At 62.1% G+C, this 20180-nt stretch carries 19 protein-coding genes; 4 read left to right on the top strand and 15 right to left on the bottom strand.

Annotated elements, in window-relative coordinates; genetic code table 11:
* Nucleotides 1-85: 85 nt before the first annotated feature.
* The 4 genes from ACFHWW_RS27950 to ACFHWW_RS27935 all read right to left on the bottom strand — a co-directional run bounded on the left by ACFHWW_RS27950 (nucleotide 86) and on the right by ACFHWW_RS27935 (nucleotide 2016).
* Nucleotides 86-445 carry a hypothetical protein gene (locus ACFHWW_RS27950; protein ID WP_379942346.1) on the bottom strand — a complete coding sequence of 120 codons (360 nt, stop codon included), beginning with the start codon at nucleotides 443-445 and terminating at the stop codon, nucleotides 86-88.
* A 54-nt stretch (nucleotides 446-499) separates the two neighbouring features.
* Nucleotides 500-997 (bottom strand): BON domain-containing protein, encoded by a 498-nt coding sequence (locus tag ACFHWW_RS27945; RefSeq protein WP_379942344.1) that lies wholly within the window; start codon nucleotides 995-997, stop codon nucleotides 500-502.
* Nucleotides 998-1311: 314 nt separating this feature from the next.
* Nucleotides 1312-1599, bottom strand: a complete 288-nt coding sequence (locus ACFHWW_RS27940) for a DUF2934 domain-containing protein (RefSeq protein WP_379942342.1) — start codon at nucleotides 1597-1599, stop codon at nucleotides 1312-1314.
* Between the two features lie 207 nt (nucleotides 1600-1806).
* Nucleotides 1807-2016, bottom strand: a complete 210-nt coding sequence (locus ACFHWW_RS27935; protein ID WP_003528984.1) for a CsbD family protein — start codon at nucleotides 2014-2016, stop codon at nucleotides 1807-1809.
* A gap of 241 nt (nucleotides 2017-2257) precedes the next feature.
* On the opposite strand from ACFHWW_RS27935, the gene ACFHWW_RS27930 reads away from it, so the two are divergent.
* Nucleotides 2258-2401: a hypothetical protein gene (locus tag ACFHWW_RS27930; protein WP_198516656.1), complete on the top strand. Its 144-nt coding sequence runs from the start codon at nucleotides 2258-2260 to the stop codon at nucleotides 2399-2401.
* A 47-nt stretch (nucleotides 2402-2448) separates the two neighbouring features.
* Here ACFHWW_RS27930 and rfbD read toward each other — a convergent pair whose 3' ends face one another.
* From rfbD to ACFHWW_RS27875, 11 genes are all read right to left on the bottom strand, one after another.
* Nucleotides 2449-3351 carry a dTDP-4-dehydrorhamnose reductase gene (gene rfbD, locus ACFHWW_RS27925; protein ID WP_379942340.1) on the bottom strand — a complete coding sequence of 301 codons (903 nt, stop codon included), beginning with the start codon at nucleotides 3349-3351 and terminating at the stop codon, nucleotides 2449-2451.
* Nucleotides 3348-4418 carry a dTDP-glucose 4,6-dehydratase gene (gene rfbB, locus ACFHWW_RS27920; RefSeq protein WP_379942338.1) on the bottom strand — a complete coding sequence of 357 codons (1071 nt, stop codon included), beginning with the start codon at nucleotides 4416-4418 and terminating at the stop codon, nucleotides 3348-3350. Before rfbB ends, rfbD begins: the two co-directional genes overlap by 4 nt.
* 11 nt (nucleotides 4419-4429) lie before the next feature.
* On the bottom strand, nucleotides 4430-4993 hold the full coding sequence (gene rfbC, locus ACFHWW_RS27915) for a dTDP-4-dehydrorhamnose 3,5-epimerase (protein ID WP_379942336.1): 564 nt from the start codon (nucleotides 4991-4993) through the stop codon (nucleotides 4430-4432).
* Nucleotides 4986-5867 (bottom strand): glucose-1-phosphate thymidylyltransferase RfbA, encoded by an 882-nt coding sequence (gene rfbA, locus ACFHWW_RS27910; protein ID WP_338281267.1) that lies wholly within the window; start codon nucleotides 5865-5867, stop codon nucleotides 4986-4988. Before rfbA ends, rfbC begins: the two co-directional genes overlap by 8 nt.
* 22 nt (nucleotides 5868-5889) lie before the next feature.
* Nucleotides 5890-6981 (bottom strand): glycoside hydrolase, encoded by a 1092-nt coding sequence (locus ACFHWW_RS27905; protein WP_379942334.1) that lies wholly within the window; start codon nucleotides 6979-6981, stop codon nucleotides 5890-5892.
* Between the two features lie 67 nt (nucleotides 6982-7048).
* The gene (locus tag ACFHWW_RS27900) at nucleotides 7049-8221 is read right to left on the bottom strand and encodes a polysaccharide pyruvyl transferase family protein (protein WP_379942332.1); all 1173 of its coding nucleotides are present in this window, start codon (nucleotides 8219-8221) and stop codon (nucleotides 7049-7051) included.
* A 42-nt stretch (nucleotides 8222-8263) separates the two neighbouring features.
* Complete coding sequence (locus tag ACFHWW_RS27895; protein WP_003529003.1) at nucleotides 8264-9442, bottom strand: polysaccharide pyruvyl transferase family protein; 1179 nt, start codon at nucleotides 9440-9442, stop codon at nucleotides 8264-8266.
* Nucleotides 9443-9476: 34 nt separating this feature from the next.
* Nucleotides 9477-12158 (bottom strand): glycosyltransferase, encoded by a 2682-nt coding sequence (locus ACFHWW_RS27890; protein ID WP_379942329.1) that lies wholly within the window; start codon nucleotides 12156-12158, stop codon nucleotides 9477-9479.
* On the bottom strand, nucleotides 12145-13617 hold the full coding sequence (locus tag ACFHWW_RS27885) for a DUF6212 domain-containing protein (protein ID WP_100670224.1): 1473 nt from the start codon (nucleotides 13615-13617) through the stop codon (nucleotides 12145-12147). Before ACFHWW_RS27885 ends, ACFHWW_RS27890 begins: the two co-directional genes overlap by 14 nt.
* A gap of 182 nt (nucleotides 13618-13799) precedes the next feature.
* A complete protein-coding gene (locus ACFHWW_RS27880; protein WP_100670223.1) occupies nucleotides 13800-15053 on the bottom strand; it encodes a glycosyltransferase family 4 protein in 1254 nt (417 codons plus the stop codon).
* Between the two features lie 139 nt (nucleotides 15054-15192).
* Nucleotides 15193-15765, bottom strand: coding sequence for a MarR family transcriptional regulator (locus tag ACFHWW_RS27875; protein ID WP_018098853.1), 573 nt, complete (start codon nucleotides 15763-15765; stop codon nucleotides 15193-15195).
* A gap of 208 nt (nucleotides 15766-15973) precedes the next feature.
* On the opposite strand from ACFHWW_RS27875, the gene ACFHWW_RS27870 reads away from it, so the two are divergent.
* From ACFHWW_RS27870 to ACFHWW_RS27860, 3 genes are all read left to right on the top strand, one after another.
* On the top strand, nucleotides 15974-17743 hold the full coding sequence (locus ACFHWW_RS27870; RefSeq protein WP_379942326.1) for a type I secretion system permease/ATPase: 1770 nt from the start codon (nucleotides 15974-15976) through the stop codon (nucleotides 17741-17743).
* Nucleotides 17740-19161 carry an HlyD family type I secretion periplasmic adaptor subunit gene (locus ACFHWW_RS27865; RefSeq protein WP_379942324.1) on the top strand — a complete coding sequence of 474 codons (1422 nt, stop codon included), beginning with the start codon at nucleotides 17740-17742 and terminating at the stop codon, nucleotides 19159-19161. Before ACFHWW_RS27870 ends, ACFHWW_RS27865 begins: the two co-directional genes overlap by 4 nt.
* Before the next feature lie 274 nt (nucleotides 19162-19435).
* A complete protein-coding gene (locus tag ACFHWW_RS27860) occupies nucleotides 19436-20095 on the top strand; it encodes a calcium-binding protein (protein WP_003529018.1) in 660 nt (219 codons plus the stop codon).
* Nucleotides 20096-20180 lie beyond the last annotated feature (85 nt).

Genomic DNA, 20180 nt, shown 5'->3' with positions numbered 1-20180 from the left:
CCGCCTGTGCAGAGTAGGAGCGGGATGAGGAAAGTGTGTGCGCACTTCCGGACGGGAAGACGCTACACACTTGCCTTGAAGCACTCTAAGCCTGGATGCCGCCCGCCCCGGCCCCACCGGAACGGACCGGTCCTTCGAACAGTCCCAAATCGTCGCGGCTGAACGCGGCAAGCGTCCATTCCACAGGATCGGCTGCGTCTCGCGGGTGATAAACCAGCCTGTCCGGACTGTCGATCCGGCGCATCGCCTCATGGTCGATCACGCCGGATCTTGCTGCTTCAGCCGCCCGTCCCCGGTCACCTTCGAACGCGTCGTCGACGAGTTCGTGCGTGAGCATTATCCCTTTGCGGGGGAGACCACGGCCATCCTCGCGGGTCAACATGACCACGGCGACACCGAGCTCTTCGGCCACTTCCTGCTCGGCCAATACCTCGAACACTGTCATTGGACCCTCCATCGATGTCCCGGCGGCGGCGGCGCTACCGCAAAGGCGTCGTCGCTAGCCGTCGTCAGGCATGCGGGAATCGACGCCAAGGGTTTGAAGATTGTTGCGAACCTCCAGCACCCCGGGCACGGCCTCCACCGCTGCCACGAGCCGGCGCGCCATCGCCAAGGTTTCGACAGCACCCTCCAGGGTTACGATGCCCTTGTCGGCGCGCACGTCGATGCTGTTGGGCTCGGCTTCACCGATTTGGCTAAGCAAATCCGTGATCACCGCTTCCAGTTCGTCGCTGTCGATGCGGTCAGGCGGCAGAGGACGACCATTGTCCGGGGAATTTTCCTCAAGACCGTCTGCGCCGGCCTCATCCACGATGAAGCCCTTTCCGCGGTCCTCATCGAAATTCGCGCCGGTAGCGCCATAGCTTCTGTTTTCGGGGCTGCTCGATGTACTGCCGCTGCCATCCGCGTAGGGCCATCCTTCGCGAAGATCGCGCTCCTCATAGTCGCGATAGTCCTCGTCGCGCGAGAGCGCCTTATCCTTACGGGGCACTTTCATTGCGATCTCCTTTCCTTTTGCAGAGGTCAAACAAAACCGGCAGGCTTTTGTTCAATCCGGCTTGCGGTGACATGACCCATTGGCGGGTGCAATCACTGGTAACCAACCCCGGTTCTCCTTGTTCCGCTCCGGGTCAGACGCCACGGCAGATCGACCGTGATGGCACGGTCGACAAGCCGAGGCCTGGACAAGAATTACGAAGGAGAGCTGAACTCGATCTGATTGGCTATGCCGCAGGCGCCGCCGTTGCAGGGCCGTCGGGGACACACAGCCTCAGGGGCGCGTGTCATTCCCCAACTGCACCGAAGCCTTCTTTATAGTTTCTTCGCCGTGCCCCGCCGCGGGCCGGCGCCGCGGGGCGGAGCCTTGGCCTTATCGGGGCCTTCATTTCCTATGCTCCCGACGCCCCCGAGCCGTCCGCCGTCGGGCTGCATTCCACCGGGCTGCAGGTCCGAGGCAAGATCCGACTGAGCCTCCGCATCGATCTCCCGAGCGGCTTCGTGCCAGTACCGCTCATGGTCTCCGTGACGTCTTCCGTCATTTTCCCACAGCTCATAGGCGCGTGCGCGGATGCGCTTGTCCCGTTCATTGTCGGTGGTCATGGCTGAGCCTCCTGAGCGAAACGCGGGTTAGTGCCGATCTGCCGGCTTCGGACTCCCATCGCGAGCATAGGCGCATAGCTCCGGCGGCGGAAGCCAAGATCGACTATCCGTGGTTTGTCGGGCAAATATCTTCGCCTTCATCAAGGGGAACAATCGTTAGGCACGGATCGAGACCCGTCAAGGCGGGTCTCGACCGGCGTTTGCTGATCACCAATTCCACGTCTGGCGGCCGTACCAATCGTCTATGTCGCGCCTTACGCGGTCCTTCTCGATTCCGTAACGCTCCTGGATCTTTCCTTCGAGCTGCTCGCGGCTGCCGGAGATCTGGTCCAGATCGTCGTCGGTGAGCTTGCCCCACTGCTCCTTGACCTTGCCTTTGACCTGCTTCCAGTTACCTTCCACACGATTCCAGTCCATGAGTAGTCCTCCTGGTTCAATTGCATCGAAGATTGAACTCATGAGAACGCATTTGGTTCATCGAGCCGGCCGCGATCGTGCTTTCCGGGAGACCGGCCGTCGGACGTGACGCTACAGACACAAAGTTGTGTTACCCAGGGAACTCGACCTTGCGGGGCTTCTCTGCTTCTATCATGCGAGGACTGTTTCCAATCTATCCAAAGCGGGGCGGACGATGGTTTACGATCGGGATAAGAAGCGCATGCGTCGCCGTCACGTGCTGCGGTTTTTCGCGGCGCTCGCTCTGCCCGCCCTCCTGCTCGGCTCCGCCATCGCGGCAGCGGAATGGGCCGCGCCCGATCCGCCCGCGCGTGCCGACGCCCAACAGGCGGCAGCCCGGCAGTAAATCGTTTCGGCCCGAAAGTGCGTGCGGCTTTCCGTCCGCGTTCCGCCCTAACGGGTTTCACTCGAAATGCTCCCGACAAGCCGCCTTACGGTTCGCTCCACGGAATCCTGCCAGGCAGGCATGGCCCGGCCGAAGGCCGCGGTGAATTTGGCGCTTGACAGCGAGGAGTTGGGAGGGCGGCTTGCAGGTGTCGGAAACGCCCCCGTCGCGATGTCCCGAACATGCGCCCAGGGACCGCCTTCGGTACGGCTCGCCGAAAGAGCATGCCGCGCGAAATCGGCCCGGCTTACGACGCCCGTGCCAGCGAGGTGGTAGAGGCCGAAGGCGGCGTCCTGACCCGATTTCGTCAGGCGCGCCGAAATATCGAGGATGGCATCCGCAAGGTCGATCGCCGATGATGGATTTCCCTGTTGGTCCGCAACGACCGCGATATCCTCGCGCTCCTCTGCGAGCCGCAGGATGGTCTTGACGAAGTTCTTCCCGAAGGAGCTGTAGACCCAGCCCGTGCGAAGGATGAGATGGCGGGGCGTTGCCTCGGCAACTGCGGTTTCTCCGGCAAGCTTGGATGCGCCGTAGACGCTGAGCGGAGCCGGTGTGTCGCCCTCCACATAGCTCCCCTGTTTGCTCCCGTCGAAGACATAGTCCGTAGAGATATGGATGATCGGCACTTCGAGGCATGCGGCCGCCTCAGCGACCGCGCCGGCCCCGAACGCGTTGGTCGCGAACGCCGCCTCCGGTTCGCTTTCGGCCTGGTCGACGGCCGTATAGGCTGCTGCGGAGACGACGAGGTCCGGCCGGCACCGCTCGATCGCCGGCAGGATCGTTGCCGGCTCCGTGAGATCGAGATGCGGCCGCCCGATCGTAACGACTTCCACGGCCGGCCAACGACCAGACCGTTCCACCAGGCTGAGGGCCAACTGCCCTTCGCAGCCGGTCACGGCAATTCTCACGCAACGCTCCGATGCTGCTCGCCGATGCGGGCGCCGGAATAGCGCTCGCGCCGGATCGGCTCCCACCACCACCTGTTTGCGAGGAACCAGTCGACAGTCTCGCTCAGCCCGCTCTCGAAGCTCCGCTTCGGCCTCCAGCCAAGCTCACGCTCGGCCTTCGATGGGTCGATCGCATAGCGCCGGTCGTGACCGGGCCGGTCCGGAACAAGGGTGATGAGGTCCCGATAGCTATGACCGCCCTTTCGCGGCGATCGGATGTCGAGCAGATCGCAGATGCATTCCATGACCGACAGATTGTTGCGCTCGGCACGGGCGCCGATATTGTAGCTCTCCCCTGGCCTGCCCCGGCTTATGACCAGTTCCAGCGCAGTCGCATGATCGTCGACATGGAGCCAATCCCGCACATTCGCTCCCGAGCCGTAGAGCGGCAACGGCTTTTCCTCGATGGCGTTGATGATCGTCAGGGGGATCAGCTTCTCGGGAAAATGGAACGGGCCGTAATTGTTGGAGCAGTTCGAAACGACCACCGGAAGGCCGTAGGTGTGGTGCCACGCACGTGCGAAATGATCAGCTGCCGCTTTCGAGGCCGCGTAGGGGGACGAAGGTGCGTAGCGCGTCTCCTCGGAAAAAATCCCGCGGTTGAACGGAAGGTCGCCGAAGACTTCGTCGGTCGAGACATGGTGAAACCGGAAGCGCTCTCGCTCCTCGGTGCCGAGCCCCGACCAGTAGGCCAGTGCGGCGTTGAGCAATCGCACCGTGCCGAGGACATTCGTCTCCATAAACGGGTCGGGGCTCTCGATCGAACGGTCGACATGGCTCTCGGCAGCAAGATGCATGATCGCTTCGATCCGCTCCCGGCGCATGATCTGCAGCAGAACCTGTTCGTCGCGGATATCGGCCCGGTAGAAGGCATAGTGCGGATCGCTTTCCACCGCCCGTAGCGACGCAAGGCTGCCGGCATAGGTCAGCTTATCGACATTGACGACGCGCTCGGCCCCGCTTCGGATCAGATGCCGGCAAACCGCCGATCCAATGAAACCCGCGCCACCCGTTACCAAAACTCGCATGGTTTCTCCCCTCATGCGGTGAACTCGAAAACATTGGATTCGTGGAGCAATGGTGCGTTCCTGTCCTTCGCGGACAATTGCAGATGGTCGGTAGCGGCAGGCCAGTCTATGCCGATCTCGGGATCGTCGTATCGGATCGACCGCTCATGCTCGGCGCTGTAATGCTCGCTCACCTTGTAGAGGACTTCCGTTTCCGGCTCGAGCGTGACGAGGCCGTGGGCGAAGCCGACAGGCACCAGAATCTGGTTCCATTTTTCGGCCGAGAGTTCGAGACCGACCCATTTCGCGAAGGTCGGCGAACCTTTGCGAATGTCGACCACGACATCGAACACCCTGCCTCGAACAACCCGAACGAGCTTTGCCTGCGCCTTGGGCGGAAGCTGATAGTGCAGGCCGCGCAGCGTGCCCGCAGCTGCGGAATAGGAATGGTTGTCCTGTACGAAGGTCTTCGCGACGCCGTTGGCGGCGAGGGTCTCCGCATTGTAGGTCTCCGAAAAGAAGCCCCGCTCGTCGCCGAGCCTGTGCGGGACGATCTCCAGAACCCCGTCGAGGCCCAGGGGCCTTACATCAAGCATCCGAGAGCTCCCTGACCCGTCTCCGGAGATAGATCGCATAGTCGTTTTTACCGAGCAGGTCGGCACGCTCGAGCACCTGATCCGCCGAAACGTAGCCGAGCTCGAAGGCGATTTCTTCCGGGCACATGATCTTGACGCCCTGCCGGTGCTCGATCGTGCGTACGAAGGAAGCGGCATCGTGCAGGCTGTCGTGCGTGCCCGTATCGAGCCAGGCATAGCCCCGCCCGAGGCGGCAGACGTGAAGGTCGCCGCGCTCCAGATAGGCCCGGTTCACATCGGTGATTTCCAGTTCGCCCCGCGCTGAAGGTTTGATTGAAGAAGCGATGTCAAGGACGCTGTTTTCATAGAAATAAAGGCCGGTCACCGCCCAGCTGGATTTCGCCCGCTCCGGTTTCTCCTCGATCGCCACGGCCCGTCCGGTCTCTCCGTCGAAACTGACGACGCCGTAGCGCTCGGGATCATCCACACGATAGGCGAAGATCGTGGCACCGCTCGACCGGGCTGCGGCATCGCCGCAAAGCTCGGGCAGGCCGGCACCGTAGAAAATATTGTCTCCGAGGATAAGCGCCACCGAGCTGTTGCCGATGAAATCCCGGCCGATGACGAAGGCTTCGGCGAGTCCGTTCGGCTCCGGCTGCTCGGCATAGGAGATCGCGAGGCCGAACTGGCTGCCGTCCCCCAGCAGCTCCTCGAACAGCGGCCGGTCCCTGGGCATGGTGATCACCAGTATCTCGCGAATACCGGCCAGCATCAGCATGCCGAGCGGGTAATAGATCATCGGCTTGTCATGGACAGGGAGCAGTTGCTTCGAAACCGAGATCGTCACCGGGTACAGCCTGGTTCCCCGGCCGCCCGCAAGGATGATGCCCTTCATGCGCCCACTCCGGTCGAGGCCATCATCTTGCTTGCGCTCCTGCGCCCTCGCCCGGTCCGATCGCCGCGGCGCCGACGGGACTGAGCCTGCCGCAGCGCCAGAGGCTATAGGAAGGCTCGGTGTCCCAGTCGTAGTAATAGGCAGCCGTCAGCCGGCCTGCCTCGATCAGTTCGCCGAAGGTCGCGCGCATGACATGGATCGCCTCCCCTCGCGATCGATCGTCCACCGGGCAGGAGCGCGCCTTGTTTGCGATCCCCCACTCCGTGACCCAGCAGGACTTGCCGGTTCCCGCGGTCCGGCAGAAATCGAGAATGCTTCTGACCCGCGCTGCAATAGCTGGCGCGGCTTTCCTTCCGGGGTAGATGTGGATGCCATAGGCATCGACCAGACTGTCGATGCCGCGTTGACGAAGGAGCGCGACGAATTCGCCGGGATCGAGCCTTTCCATTCCGCGCCTGTCGGCTTCTGCGGCGCTCATATCCGAGAGACCGGCGGAAATGACGGCTGCGTCGCGGCTGTGCACGGTTTTGCGCAGCTCCGATCGGCTGATCTCCAGCGCCTTGACGTAGTTGTCGAGGCCGCGTTCAAACCTTGTCCGCTCCCGTAGCTCGGCGATGCTGCGCGGTGACCGGGCGCCCGGCTCTCGATAGACGGCAAGATCGCCGTTGTAGCCGGCATAGTTGATTTCATTTCCCGGCTCGATCGCCACAAGACGCACGCCGAGGGCATCGATGCGTTGAAGCGCTTGCCGCAACTCCCTGCGATACCGAACAAGATCCAAATCCGACAGTCGATAGACGTCCCAGATACGGCCATGGCCCGTTCTCGGTCTGAGGCTCTGGGGATAGTAACTTTTGTTTCCCAGCTGAATCTCGAGAAGGATGCGCAGACCCAGGCGGTGGGCGATTGCCAGCGCCTCTATGCTCTTGTCCACCGGACGCGAAAGCGAAAGACGGACATCCGTCGCGCCGCTGGCGGCGATGTCCGTCAGTATTCTCTCCTGGTCGCCCCGGGGCAGCCAGGCAAGATTCATCCGATTGACGCCAATGCGAGCAGCCGAAGCTTCATCGGCATGCGCGGGTGCGGAAAGCGTCAGCAAGGCGCCGAGGAACAATGCTGCTGCTCCTCGCTTCGCCGAAGTCCCGGGCCGCAAACAGCTGCGCACTTTCCCTGGAATTGCTCTAGAGCCCGACATGCGCCAGAGCATTGCGGAAGTTGGTCTCACAGGCCGAGTACCGGTCGATGACAGCCTGCGAATCGATTTTGGAAAGGAAGCTGGCAAGATAGGCCTTCCTGTCCGGCTCCCGGTTCCAGACTGCCGCCTCCATGTAGGGGAAGCCGATGAATTCCAGCATTTCCCGCATGCGATCGTCGACCGCGATCATGAGCGACGGTACACCCGCCTGCATGCCGATGATGCAGCCGTGAAAACGGCGCCCGAAGCAGAGATCGCGCGCGGAGACCCAGCTTCGCCATTGATTGGTGTCGAAGAACACCAGAAGCTCGTGTTTGCGCTGCCATTTCTCCGAATGCTTGTAGGCGGTCTGGCCGGTGATGCGCCCGCTTGCTCGGTCGTAAACGGGCAAGTCGTCGTCCACGGGAAGGGAAAGATTGTAGGCGACCACCTCGTCCTGGACGACGTAGCTCGCGACGCTCTCCGGTTTCAGCAGCGCGTGGGCATCGACGATCGTATCGGCCACGCTTCCGAGATAGCCTCCGAAGGCGATCTTCTGGGAGGAAGCGAGATCCGGATTGGCGAGCGCGGCGAGCGAACGCTTCATCTCGGCCGGTGCGAAGAAGAGCGAGGGGCAACCCGTCGGCTTGACGAACTTCATCCCCTGCTCTCTCAGGAACTCGGCCGTGAAATAACCGCGCGTGAGGAAAAAGCTCTCTTTGTACCTCAGCACTTCCAGGAACTTGAGCGTGCCGGCAGGCAGGTTTTCCTTGAGCCCTTCCCGCCGCTGGATACCGATCCCCATGATCACCACCGGCATCTTCAGTTTCTCGAATACTTCCGCTTCGAGATCCGCCGAGTAGCCCGGGCGCAGGAGGTTGGCCGAAGCGAAGACGCAGATGTCGAATTCCTCGTTGAGGCTTTCATAAGCCTCGTCGGAATTCCTGTTGTTGACGAGATGCCAGAAGGGCAAATAGGTGACGTCATGCCCGCGCAGGGCATGGGCCGCGCCCTCGCCGATCAGATAGTTGCCGGTATTGGCTATCTTCTTGACCTGATCGATCAGTTCCTTCTTGGTTCTGACCTCGTCGAAATAGGGCCTGTGCCGAACCTCCGCGCCGGACACGCCCGAGACGGTTCGCTGCAGATAGGACGGGATTCCCGTAAGCAAGATACGCATCGATTACACCTGAGATTAGAGCCTGCAAACGCTCGCGTAGATTTATTGCCCGATCCCGATCTCCCGGAGAGCCGAGCGGAACGTGCGCTCGCGATCGGAATATCTGTCGACCAGTTCGGAAGCATTGAGCCCGGCCAGGTGGTCGGCGACGAATTCGGCCCGGTTTTCCGCCTTGTCGACCTCGACTGCGTCGATCGCCGGCAGGCCCGTGTAGCCGAGCATTTCGCGCATCCGGTCGTCCACCGCCACCATCAGGCTCGGCACGGCCGCCTGCATCGCGATGATCGAGCCGTGAAAACGCCGGCCGAAATTGAAATCCATGGAAGACGCCCAGGCACGCCACTGGTTCGTATCGAAGAAGGTCCGCACGTCGAAGGGCGTTTTCAGTCTTTCAGTGCCCGGATAGCTCAGTTCCCCGAGCATCGTGCCGGAGGCGGAGTCGTAGACCCGGCCGTCGCCGTTCGCTTCGACGTTCATGTCGAAATGGAGGAACTCGTCCTGGATGACGTATTGGGGCCGCGAACCCTCGGGCGCCAGCGCCGCGGCGTCGACGATGCAATCGTGGTTGGCACCCAGATAGCCGGAGAAGATGGTCCGCGCCTTGCCGACCGGTACATTGGGCAGCTTCTTCAGCGAGGCGCGCATATTGTGCGGCATCAGATAGATGGAAGGGCAGCCCGTCGGCTGCACATAGGAGAAGCCCTGGTCCTTCAGGAAACCGGCGGTTTCGAACCCGCGCGTCAGGAAATAGTGCTCACGCTCCTTGAGAACGTCCAGAAGCCGCTTCGTACCTTCCGGCAGGCTGTTTTCAAGGTCTCGGCGGTTCTGCAGGCCGATACCGAGCATGACGATCGGCATCTTGAGCTTGCCAAGCACTTCCGCTTCGGCATCCGCAGACAGGCCCTTGCGCAGAAGGTTCGCGCAGGTGAAGACGCAGATGTCGAAATTGGCGTTGAACTCGTCGAGTCCGACGCCGTTCTGGCTGCAATTATAAAGGTGCCAGAACGGGACCTGCTTCGCATGCGGGGCAATCGCGCGCAGCGCCCCCTCGCCGATCAGGTAATTTCCCGTATTGCTGATATTGCGAAGCTCCTGGAGAAACTCCTCCTTCGTCTCGGGCTGTTTCTGTCGCTCCGAATAGGAGACGGACAATCCCTGGGCGCCGTTGGCGAGGCGCGTGTAATGACCAGGAATTCCCGTCACGAGGATCCGTGGACGCATGCAATCGACCCTTCTTCTTGACACCGGCGGGGCCTCAGCCCACGGCCGCAACTCCGGGATTGGATGCTTCGCGCCCACGGATAACCGTTGCGCGCGAAAGCGACGAATTGTTCACGGAACGGTCGCACCAGCCGAGGAACTCGGAGAAGGAGGACGTCCATGAGCGGCGTGCCGCCGTTCTCAGGCACCCCTCCATGAGGGGCGCGAGCATCTGACGGTTGTGGGCCACCTCCTCGATGGCCTTTGCCATGTCCCGGACCACCTGCGGATCGGCGGCGGCCTCGATGAGGATGCCGTCCTCGCCGTCGGTTATGAGTTCGTCGACGGCACCGACTGACGTCGCGATCGGCACGCAGCCGAGCTGCTGCGCCTCGGCGATCATCAAGGGAGCGCCCTCCCAGCGCGACGGCATCAAAAGGACATCCGCCCAACCGAGTGCCTTGATCAGATCCTTGCTTGCGAAGACCGGCGGGCGCACCTCGACGCCGAGATCCTTCAGGCGATCCGTCCACGACAAGGTGGCATCCGCGAGGATTTCCCCGCCGATCGCCCGGGCATCGAAGGGCACGCGCGAAGCCCGCAATTCGGCGAACGCCGCAGCGAGACGGTCGATCCCCTTCTGCTGATCGAGCCGGCCCATATAGAGGACCCGAAGCCGATCGTCCTTGCGTTCGATGCGCCTGACCGACAGCACCTCCGCGAGCACCTTGGGCGGCACGGAGAAGCTCGCGCCGTTGGGGACGGCGAAGATCTTTTCATAGGGAACGCCGAAGCTGTGCAGATAGATCTTGAGTTGCTCCGAGCAGGTCAGGAAGGCATCGTAGCAATGCTCGTGGGCTATGGCCGCGAAGGGCTGGCCGGCGGGCCTTTTGAAGCCGGTATTGTCGACCACGTGAAGGTAGCAGGCCGTGCGCGTTCCCTCCGAGCGCAACCGTGCGATAAGCGGATGCACCGCCATGACGTGATTGTTGATCACGAGGTCGAAGCCGGAAAGCTGACCCTTGAGCGCGGCCCAATCGACGTCGTGGCCCTCGGCGATGAAGTCCTGCCCCAGGAAAGAGCCGGAGCCGCCCCAGGCGGGAATGCCCTGGTCCCAGAAGTGAATATAGTCGAAGCTCTGATCGAACTCGTCGATCACATCCATCCTGGATGTGCCGAGCACGAAGAGATGGGTCTCGTAGCCGGCGGCCTTCAGCTCGCGCGAGGCCGCATATACGACCTTCTCGGCGCCGCCGAAGGATGCATTCGGAACAAGCAGGGCTGCGGTCTTCCTGCCCCCCTCGCTATGACCGAGCGGCAACACCGGCGAGCCACCGATCTCATGGCGAAGCGCCTTGTGGAGGTCGGAATAGGGAACGAGCCGTGCCGGACGCCAGGTCCAGCGTTTGCCGGAAGTCCGCCGCAGCGGACTGGTCGCGATGGCATTGACGCAGTTGATCATCACCTGCTGGGGCGTGATGAGCGAACGGCGCGGCAGGCTTCTCGGGAAAGGGAAGCGGACTTTCAGAACTGCCGATGTCGGCCATACCTGCTGGTTGCCGATGGAGGCAAACCAGTCCAGCGCCTTGTTGTGAATGACGTCGCGCACGAGCGAAGTGGACAGGAAGATGAGGTCGGCCGGCGCGTTGTGCTGGGCGCCCGCCTCCAGGAAGACCGGCTCGATCTTGCGCTGCGCCGCATCGTTGCCAAGCTGGACGAAGACCACGTTCGCCTTCTCGCTCAGGCGCTCCAGGTGCGAGAGCACGTTCGGCAGCATCCGGGAGCGCAGCAGCAGGTCGAGCGTGGCGCCGCTTCCGGCGATCAGGAAGGGCGGGAAGTGAACGTTGTCCGGCTCGCCGATGCTCGCCCAGAAGGCTGGAATGATATCGTCGAGACGAAGCCGCTTGGCCGTTTTGGTCGGATCCGTGAAGAACGAAATGGCGGCATCTTCCGTCCGCGCGAAAAGATAGCGCGGGCATTCCTCGTGCTCGAAATCGACCAGCATTGGCCGCTGGAACAGCGCGCGGTGACGCTTTCTGAGGAAGCTCACCGAGGCGGCGCGATCGCGATTCGCCTCCTTGAAGCGGCTTTCCGCCCTCAGCCGGTATTCGAAGGTCGTGTCGTGGCACGGCGCCCCCACGAAGCCCTGCTCGATGCAGGACAGCCAGAATTCCCAATCCTCGAAACCGTTTTGCCTGTCGTCGTCGAAGCGAACCCCCGCCCGGAACACGTCGATCGAGATCATCGAGCCGGTGTCGCAAATATTGTCCGTGACGCAGTGCAAAAGCCGCGAGTAGCGATTGCCGTAATGAGCGCGCCAGCTCACCGAGAACGTGTCGATATTGGTATAGATCCAGCCGCAGCCGCTGGCGCGCAGTTGCCGGTAGAGAGTCTCGATGGTCCCGGGCAAGACGCGATTGTCGGCGTCGAGAAAATAGACCGCCTCGGCTTCCGGCAGATTCGCGAGCACGTAGTCGATCGCGCGATTGCGCGCCCCGCCCGGCCCGGCATTGGCCCCAAAAAGCACATGAACCGCAGGATGGGCCGCCGCATAGAGCAGCAATTGATCGAATGTCTCCTGCCGCGGATCACCATCGACGGACACCACGACTGCCACCCTGCACCCAGCAAGCTTCGAAGCGAGCACGGACTCGATCGCCTCCAGGACGAGGGCCGCATGGCCATAAAGCGGCATTGCCACCACGATCAGGTCCGAGTTTTCCCTATTTCCGGACATTGGACGCCCCTGCGGACTGCTTTACCAATCGGAAGCCGGAGACCTTGAGCCAGGAGAAATCCACCGTATCCGTCACCGCACGGCTGAGGATCATGAGGTCCATCGGCTCACGCACGGGTTTATCCAATTGAAAGTTCACGTTGACCGCCTGCTCGGCGGTGACCTCGCGCCAGCCGCTGAAGAAGGCCGAGGGCTTGGCAGCCCCCTTTCGTGCGAGCTCCGCCACTTCCGAGCGCGCATTGGAGTTCGCCGGAGCGAGCAGGAAGCTCACGGCCGCGGGTGCGCCCTTCGGGTGATCGATGATCGCGCTTGCGGAGAAGGAGATGGTGCCGGGTTCCACGGCGCGGCCGATCGTGCCGGCGGAGATTCCGCTCGGCAGCGGGTGGCAAACGACCGCATTCTCGTGTTCGAGGAAGCGGACGGTCTGGAACTCGGGAACGACCGGCGTGACCGATACGTCGACGATCTGGCTCAGCAATTCGACCGCCAGACGATAGTCCTCGATGAAATGGCCCTCGAGCAAGGCGGTGGGAGCGATCATGTTCGGCATGCGCGTCGGTTTGACGCCGGGCAGTCCCGTAAAGACGCGGAACGCCAGGGGCCGGAGATCGAGATCAGGATGCGGGGTTTCCGATCTGGCCGTGTACCGCTCGCTCGCGATTGGATAGCCGAGTGAAAGCCCTACAGTCTCCGTGCCGGTCGTGGAGATTCTGAGCCGCAGCGTTCTCGCTGCGCCGCCGCAAGCGCGTGGCAGGGCGAGGAAATTCCAGTTTGCCGCGAGCTGTGCATAGGGGACGGTCCATTCGGCCACGCCCTCGCCGTTCTCGACATAGCCCAGCATGACGATCAGCTCGCCGCCGTCCCTGGGCACGGAATGAAGGTGCAGCGCGATCCCGGCCACGCCGAGACTGGAGACCGGAAGAAGCTGCTCGACACATCCGGTCGCAAGGAGCTGCCCGATGCCCTCGTCCTTCGGGTCGGCATAAGGATCATGGGCGAATATCTCCGCGACCGGCTCCCAGTTGCGGGCCTGAAAGGCATCCTCCAGCGCGCGGTAATTTTCGAGCAGCGTTTCCCGCTCACGCCGGAGAATGGCGAGCTCGGCGGTTACCGACGACGTGAAGCGGGAGAGCCGGCCCACTCCACCCTCCACCAGCGACTGCACGAGCGCAAGGCTCTCCGCCTTACCGCCCACGTCGATCCGCTGAAGCGGTATTTCGGGAATGGTGCCAAGAGCATTGATCGACGCAAGCGCCTCCCGCAGATCGGCCTCACCCTCATCCGAGAAGGCAAGCGCGATCAGAGGAAAGGCGTTCTGCAGGGGGGATCGCGAAGCTGCATCCGGATCGAGAAAATGCACCAGATGCTCGATGTCGCTCCCTTCGAAATTTTCCCGGTCCAGACCGGACGCCACAACGAGCCTTCGCTTCGCCGGCGACTGCCTCACGTTAGAAGACATCAACTCTTGCACGCAGCGACCCCAGAATAAATCGATTTATCCAGAAGATGAAATTGATGGCCTGGAAATATTCTTGCCCCCAGAACCTCACGGAGCGAACCATATCCGTGGATTCCGCAGTGCACAACAATAGATTCTTGGGGTTTTACCCGGTATTTATACTTCAAAAATTGAAGCAATATTCAGACAAACTGCGTTTCTTTCGCTTGCGCAGCATTTCGACCGGTGAGGTTGCCGATCAGCGTCAACTGACGTGCGAGGCAGTCGTCCAACCGGAACCTCTGCTCGACCGTTCTGCGCGCGGCGCCGCGCAGTTCGCGAAAGTTGTCCGGGCGGTTCAATGCCCTGACGATCGTCTCGGCGAGCGCATCCGTATCGAAGAACGGAACGAGAAGACCGTTGCGGCCGGAGCGGATGACTTCCTGAACCGGCGCGGTATCGGAACCGATAACAAGAGCGCCGCAGGCCATTGCCTCCAGCACCGACCAGGAAAGCACGAATGGATAGGTGAGGTAGAGATGCGCCGCCGATATCTGAAAGAGCTGACGCAGCACGGAATGCGGCACGACGCCGGGGAAGATGAGCCTTTCGCGCGGGACATCCAGAGACGCAAGCAGATGCTCCTTCCACGATCCCCCGCCAGGGGGCGGCGCGCCGTAACTCACCCCATCGCCGCCGACGAAGACGAACAGCGCGTCCGGATGCCGCCGGACGACCTTCGCCGCCGCCTCCAGCGCCTGGGGAAAGCCCCGGTAGGGCTCGAGGTCCCGTGCCACGAAAGTGACGACGGGATCGCCGGCCTTGAGGACGCGCCCGTCCGGCAGCTTCAGCGAAGCCGCCGGGTCGGGGCGGAAACGGCGCGTGTCCACCCCCTCATGGCAAACGGCGATTCGTTGCCGCGCGTCGGCTGGATAGAGGCTCTTCTGCCAATTGGTCGGGCTGATACCGCCATCCATCGCCTCCAGCGACAGCAGCTGCGCGATGTTGCGGAGGCGCAAGCGTTTGCGCGTCTCCGGGTCGGGGCGGTCGTCCGGCGCGAAGCCGACATCCGCCCCATCCGACCGATAGAAAAACTCGCAATAGCCGAGTGCCGGCACGCGCGGCAGGACATCCTTCACGAACATCATGCTGCCCCAGCCTATATGGCCGAGAACGATGTCGGGGGTCTGTCCAAGGCGGCCCATCGCCTCGAAGGTTTCCGCTACCCTGTGCCCGATCCGCACATGATGGTCGGGAACGGCAAGATGGCGCGCTATCTGGGGATTCGGTTGCGGACCGGGTTCCGCCCGATGCCGTACGACCCGGACGGAAGGTATCCGCTGGTCCACGGTCTCCGTCACGAGCGTCACCTCGTTCCCCGCCTCAGCCAGATGTCTTGCCAGGGCGGCGAACTGGCCGAACCCACGGCGGTGTACGAATGCTACATGCATCTTCATAAGCCACTTGTCAGTGATCGATCACACCTGCAGCGCCGCGCGTCCGAACGGACGCGCAAAGCTCGTTGCAACACTTGGGTTTCCTGCATGTTATCGCCCTTGCTCGGTTGCGCTTTGAGGAACATGCAGTGATGGAGCGTCAGATGCCGTAGCGTGCGGCATTCCCCCAGACGAGTTCGAGGCGGTGCAGTGTCTGGAAAGCGGTCTCCAGATTCCGCCGGTCCTGATCGCCATGGCTGAGGGCGCGTTCGTAGCCCTTGGCGGCCTGTCGCAGGCCGGTGCAAAGCTGCCTGCCTTTCTCTGAAAGCCGGATGCGGGCCGAACGCTTGTCACGCTGCGATGCGATCCGGTCGATGTAGTCGCCGTCGGCAAGCTGCTTCAGATAATAGGAAATGTTCGAACCCACATAGTGGCCCCGGTCCAGAAGCTCTCCCACCGAGAGCTCCGCCTCGCCTATGGCCAGAAGAACCATCGCCTGCGCGGGACCGATATCCTCGACCCCGAGTTTCGTCAGTTCCGCACGCAACAGGCCGGAAAACCGGCGGCTTGCGCGCTCCATGACCCGGGCCAGCTCGAAATAGGTGACGAGCGAATCATCTCCGTCACGATCGTCTACAGAGGTATCGAGGCCTTTCCGCTGCGTTTCATTCGCGGGAAGGATTGCAACAGTGTCTCCAAAGTCTGCGAACGGATAGAGTATCCTGTGGTTCATCCCTCTCTCCATTGGGAACGTACTTCCAATTCCGGAATTTACTTCAAAACTTGAAGTAAATTTCACAGCACCCCTGCCCCGAAATTGCGTGCTCTTGAGCTGGCGATGTTTATTGTGTCACACTTATCGCAACAATACTGTGATTTGAGTGAATCTGGACCAGATCGCCCCATGAAACCCGCGAATGCGCTAATTAGAAGATCGCCACATGCGTGATACTGTTCGAAATCGTTTGATTAGCAAGGGCTCCAGTCGGCCAACACTGGCGCAAAACGGAACAATCGCGCCGAAGCTCCTGGTTCTGCGGGCCCGGCGTGTGTTCGTGGTGACGCTTCTTTATGCAGCCCTGCTCAGCGCCTGCATCAACCTCCTCCAGCTCACAATGCCCCTCTATATGATGCAGGTGCATGACAGGGTGTTGAACAGCCAGAGCATGGATACGCTCGTCATGCTGACGATTCTCGCCCTGGGTGCGCTGATCGTTCTGGGCGTGCTCGACTACATTCGCGCCCTCACCTTTCAGGCCATGGGCAGCGCCGTGGTCCGCTGGCTGAACCTGCCGGTCCTGACCGCCGCCGTCCAGGCCTCGGCCGATCAGGGACTTGCGCGCGCGACGCAGTCCCTGCGCGACCTTACCGAGCTGCGCGGCTTCCTCACCTCTTCGGCGGTGAGCGCCCCCCTCGACGCCGCCTGGTCGCCCATCTTTCTGGGCGTTCTATTCCTGCTGCACCCCCTCTTCGGGCTGATCGGTGCGATCTCCGTCGTCGTACTCGTCTGTTGCGGCCTTCTCAACGACCTTCTGACGCGCCAGCTCATGAAAGAGGCAAGCCAGGCTAATATTGAGGCAGTGTCGAAAATCGGTGCGACATTACGTCACGCCGAGGCCATCGAAGCCATGGGAATGCTGCCGGCGCTCGCCCACAAATGGCGCGCCGCACAACTGCACGCGCTCAGCGTGCTGGAGGCCAGTGGGATCAGAAGCAGGGCGATGGCCTCGATCACCCGCTCGCTGCGCTTCGCCATCCAGGTGGCGTCGCTGGGCACGGGTGCCCTGCTGGTGATGAGGCAGGAGATCTCGCCGGGCGCAATGATGGCGACCACCATTCTCGTGGGCCGCCTTCTGCTGCCGTTCGATTCCGTCATCGAGAACTGGCGCCAATGGGTGTTGGCGATCGCAAGCTGGCGTCGCGTCGAAACGGCACTGAAGGAAGACCTGGCCGTTCGCCAGACCATGCCGACGCCGCGCTCCGAAGGCGACCTCGTCATCGACAAGCTGGTCTACGCGGTACCGGGCATCGACGTGCCGATCATCAAGGGCATCAACTTCTCGCTCTCACCCGGCGAGGTGCTTGGAATCGTCGGCCCTTCCGCGGCGGGCAAGTCCACGCTGGCGCGGCTTCTGGTCGGCATTCTGAAGCCCACTGCCGGCGGCGTCTTCCTCGACGGCAACAACGTCTACCTCTGGGAACGGAGCTCTTTCGGACAGATCGCGGGTTATCTGCCGCAATCGGTTTCCCTTCTCGAAGGAACCATCCGTGAAAATATCGCCCGGATGGCGGAGAGCGATCCCTACAAGGTGCTCGAGGCGGCCCGGCTCGCCGACGTCCACGACATGATAGGACGACTGCCGCTCGGCTATGATACGCCGGTGGGCGATGGTCATCTGACGCTTTCCGGCGGGCAAAGGCAGCGCATCGCGCTGGCGCGCTGCCTTTACGGCCGGCCACGCCTGCTCGTCCTCGACGAGCCCAACGCCAATCTCGATGCCCTCGGCGAGCGCGCCCTCATCCGCGCGATCGACGAGGCGCGCAGCGACGGCGCCATCGTCATCCTGATTGCCCACCGGCCGGCCATCATGCAGGTGGCCGATAAGCTGCTCGTGCTGGAAGGCGGCCGCATCAGCCAGTTCGGCCCGCGAACGGATGTGGTGGCGACCATGATGCCCGGCGAAACAAGACGCGAAGGTACCGCTTCATGAACAAGGAAAAGATCCTGCCGGTTCGCCTCGACCTGCAGCCGCCCGTGAAGGCTGAGAGCCCGGAACGCCGCCTGCCGATGGCCGCGCCGGCTCGTCTCTCCGCGCCAATGCCGGCGCCGGACATTTCGGAAGACAACACGCATTCGCCGATCCGACGCCTCGTCATCGCCGGGTTGACGACGATCCTCGTTGCTTTCGGCGGTTTCTTCGGCTGGGCGTTCTCGACGGAGCTCAGCAGTGCTTCGGTCACCAGCGGAACGATCGTCGTCGATTCGAAGCGCAAGACGGTCAGCCATTTTGAAGGCGGCGTGCTCGGCCGGATCCTGGTTCAAGAGGGAGATCATGTGGCGCCCGGCCAGCCGCTGATGAAGCTCGAGGATACGCGCGCCCGCTCCGACCTGGAGGCGCTGCAAAGCCGCCGTGTCGGCCTGATCGCAAAACTGGCGCGGCTGCGGGCCGAGCGGGCGGGACTGCAGGCGGTGAGCTTCCCGGCCGATCTTGTCTCCAAGGGCGAGGCTGCCGCGGATGCGGTAACGGCGGAAAACGCGTTTTTCGAGAAGCGGAGCGAGGCCAAGGAGGGCCGTCTGGCAATCCAGCGAAAGACGATCGAGGAATATTCGGAGAAGGCGAAGTCTCTCGCAGCCCAGCTTCAGGCGACCGACAGGCAGATCGAGCTGATGAACGAGCAGCGGACCGCTATCGCGACCCTTGTCGAAAAAGCATTCGCCCAGCGCTCGAAACTCATCGAAATCGACGCACGGCTCAGCGAGCTCGCCGCGACCCGCGGCGAAATCGCTGGCGACAAGGCCCAGGCGGAAAAGGCGATGGCGGGGGCCGAGCTTGCGCTCATCGGGATCGAATCCGATTTCCAATCGGAGATCGCCGGAGAGATCACCACGGCGCGCCTCGAACTTGCAGAAGTCGAGCAGCGCATCACCGCCGCCGAGGACGTGCTTCGCCGCCTGGAAATCCGCGCCCCCCAGGCCGGTATCGTCGCCAACATTCAGCTGCGGACGCCGGGCAGTGCCGTCACCCCCGGTCAGCCGCTTCTCGACATCGTTCCCGAGGACGAACCGCTGCTTGTCGAGATGCATGTCAGCACACGTGACATCGACAGCATAACGATCGGCTCCAGTACGCAAATCCGCCTGACGGCCTATAACCAGCGCTCGCACCTGCCCCTGGAAGGCAAGGTAACCTATATCGCGGCGGACCAATCGGTGGATGAGAAGTCCAACGTCGCCTATTTCGTCGCACGGGCAGAGGTGGCGCCTGAATCGCTCGCCGCCAACCCGGACATCCGCCTCTATCCCGGCATGCCCGCGGAAGTGCTGATCGTGCACAAATCGCGTTCGGCAATCGACTACCTCGTCGCCCCGGTCTCCGACAGTTTCAACCGAGCGTTTCGGGAGGACTGACCTATCTAATGCTTGATATCTCCAGCCGTCGTAAATTACTTTAAATTTTGAAGTGCTTTGTCTGCATTCTCGTCAGAATTACTCCTAAAATTATATTGTGCCAATATTGGCACATGGCCAATATATGTTTAGAACGCTTTCTTTCTTCCAAAATATCGTCGTTTTATTTTACACATCTGTGTTGTGTTCGTAATTATTGCAGTGCACACTCCGGCACGCAATCCTCGGCTCCGTGCCGATGACGCATGCATCAAACCACGAAGAGGAGAAGCAGATGGCCACTTTGGAAGGCGGCGCATACGACGACGCCCTTTTTGGCTCCCGCTTTGACGATTTCATTCGCGCCCATGGCGGTGATGATTTCGTCAACGGAGGCAATGGGGACGACATCATCTTCGGCGACGACGGTGACGACTTGCTGTTCGGCGGCAACGGAAACGACACCGTGTTCGGCGGCGAAGGCACCGACGTTCTCTATGGCGAAAATGGCAATGACATCCTGGTCGGCGGATCGGGTGACGATCTGATCTATGGCGATAACGGCAACGACATTCTCCTTGGGGGCGCCGGCAGCGACTTCCTCCTCGGAGGCAGAGGCAACGACGTGCTGCTCGGCGGCGCCGGCAACGACGTCATCGACGGCGGTGCCGGGTCCGACCTTCTTGCCGGCGGTCAGGGCAGCGATATCTTCGTTTTCGACGGCGGCGGCGGCAACGACGTCATCCTCGACTTTACCCCCGGCGAAGACGTCCTGCAGATATCCAAGGGCATCAACGGCCTCGACGTCACCGCGCCCGAGGATCTCGCTTCGCGTATCACTCAGGTCGGCGGCAATGTCGTCATCGACCTCGGCCATGGCGACACGCTGACCCTGGTCAATGCCGACGCCGAAGACATTCAGGCCCACCCCGAAAACTATTTCACTGTCCACTGATAGTTTGAGACGCGGGACACGGGTGGAAAACCGCAGGCGGCTTTTCATCATCCCGCATTGGCTTCGAACGGTGCGCCCTGCCCTC

Origin of the sequence: Sinorhizobium sp. P24N7 (assembly GCF_042436655.1) — a bacterium.
GTDB classification, from domain to species: domain Bacteria; phylum Pseudomonadota; class Alphaproteobacteria; order Rhizobiales; family Rhizobiaceae; genus Sinorhizobium; species Sinorhizobium meliloti_A.
This window is presented reverse-complemented; position numbering and strand designations above follow the sequence as displayed.

What these genes read in the sequence shown, in the direction of transcription:
- ACFHWW_RS27950 (WP_379942346.1), bottom strand. Translation starts at nt 445, where the DNA reads ATGACAGTGTTCGAGGTATTGGCCGAGCAGGAAGTGGCCGAAGAGCTC.
- ACFHWW_RS27945 (WP_379942344.1), bottom strand. Translation starts at nt 997, where the DNA reads ATGAAAGTGCCCCGTAAGGATAAGGCGCTCTCGCGCGACGAGGACTAT.
- ACFHWW_RS27940 (WP_379942342.1), bottom strand. Translation starts at nt 1,599, where the DNA reads ATGACCACCGACAATGAACGGGACAAGCGCATCCGCGCACGCGCCTAT.
- ACFHWW_RS27935 (WP_003528984.1), bottom strand. Translation starts at nt 2,016, where the DNA reads ATGGACTGGAATCGTGTGGAAGGTAACTGGAAGCAGGTCAAAGGCAAG.
- ACFHWW_RS27930 (WP_198516656.1), top strand. Translation starts at nt 2,258, where the DNA reads ATGCGTCGCCGTCACGTGCTGCGGTTTTTCGCGGCGCTCGCTCTGCCC.
- rfbB (WP_379942338.1), bottom strand. Translation starts at nt 4,418, where the DNA reads ATGCGAGTTTTGGTAACGGGTGGCGCGGGTTTCATTGGATCGGCGGTT.
- rfbC (WP_379942336.1), bottom strand. Translation starts at nt 4,993, where the DNA reads ATGCTTGATGTAAGGCCCCTGGGCCTCGACGGGGTTCTGGAGATCGTC.
- rfbA (WP_338281267.1), bottom strand. Translation starts at nt 5,867, where the DNA reads ATGAAGGGCATCATCCTTGCGGGCGGCCGGGGAACCAGGCTGTACCCG.
- ACFHWW_RS27900 (WP_379942332.1), bottom strand. Translation starts at nt 8,221, where the DNA reads ATGCGTATCTTGCTTACGGGAATCCCGTCCTATCTGCAGCGAACCGTC.
- ACFHWW_RS27895 (WP_003529003.1), bottom strand. Translation starts at nt 9,442, where the DNA reads ATGCGTCCACGGATCCTCGTGACGGGAATTCCTGGTCATTACACGCGC.
- ACFHWW_RS27890 (WP_379942329.1), bottom strand. Translation starts at nt 12,158, where the DNA reads ATGTCCGGAAATAGGGAAAACTCGGACCTGATCGTGGTGGCAATGCCG.
- ACFHWW_RS27885 (WP_100670224.1), bottom strand. Translation starts at nt 13,617, where the DNA reads ATGTCTTCTAACGTGAGGCAGTCGCCGGCGAAGCGAAGGCTCGTTGTG.
- ACFHWW_RS27880 (WP_100670223.1), bottom strand. Translation starts at nt 15,053, where the DNA reads ATGAAGATGCATGTAGCATTCGTACACCGCCGTGGGTTCGGCCAGTTC.
- ACFHWW_RS27875 (WP_018098853.1), bottom strand. Translation starts at nt 15,765, where the DNA reads ATGAACCACAGGATACTCTATCCGTTCGCAGACTTTGGAGACACTGTT.
- ACFHWW_RS27870 (WP_379942326.1), top strand. Translation starts at nt 15,974, where the DNA reads ATGCGTGATACTGTTCGAAATCGTTTGATTAGCAAGGGCTCCAGTCGG.
- ACFHWW_RS27865 (WP_379942324.1), top strand. Translation starts at nt 17,740, where the DNA reads ATGAACAAGGAAAAGATCCTGCCGGTTCGCCTCGACCTGCAGCCGCCC.
- ACFHWW_RS27860 (WP_003529018.1), top strand. Translation starts at nt 19,436, where the DNA reads ATGGCCACTTTGGAAGGCGGCGCATACGACGACGCCCTTTTTGGCTCC.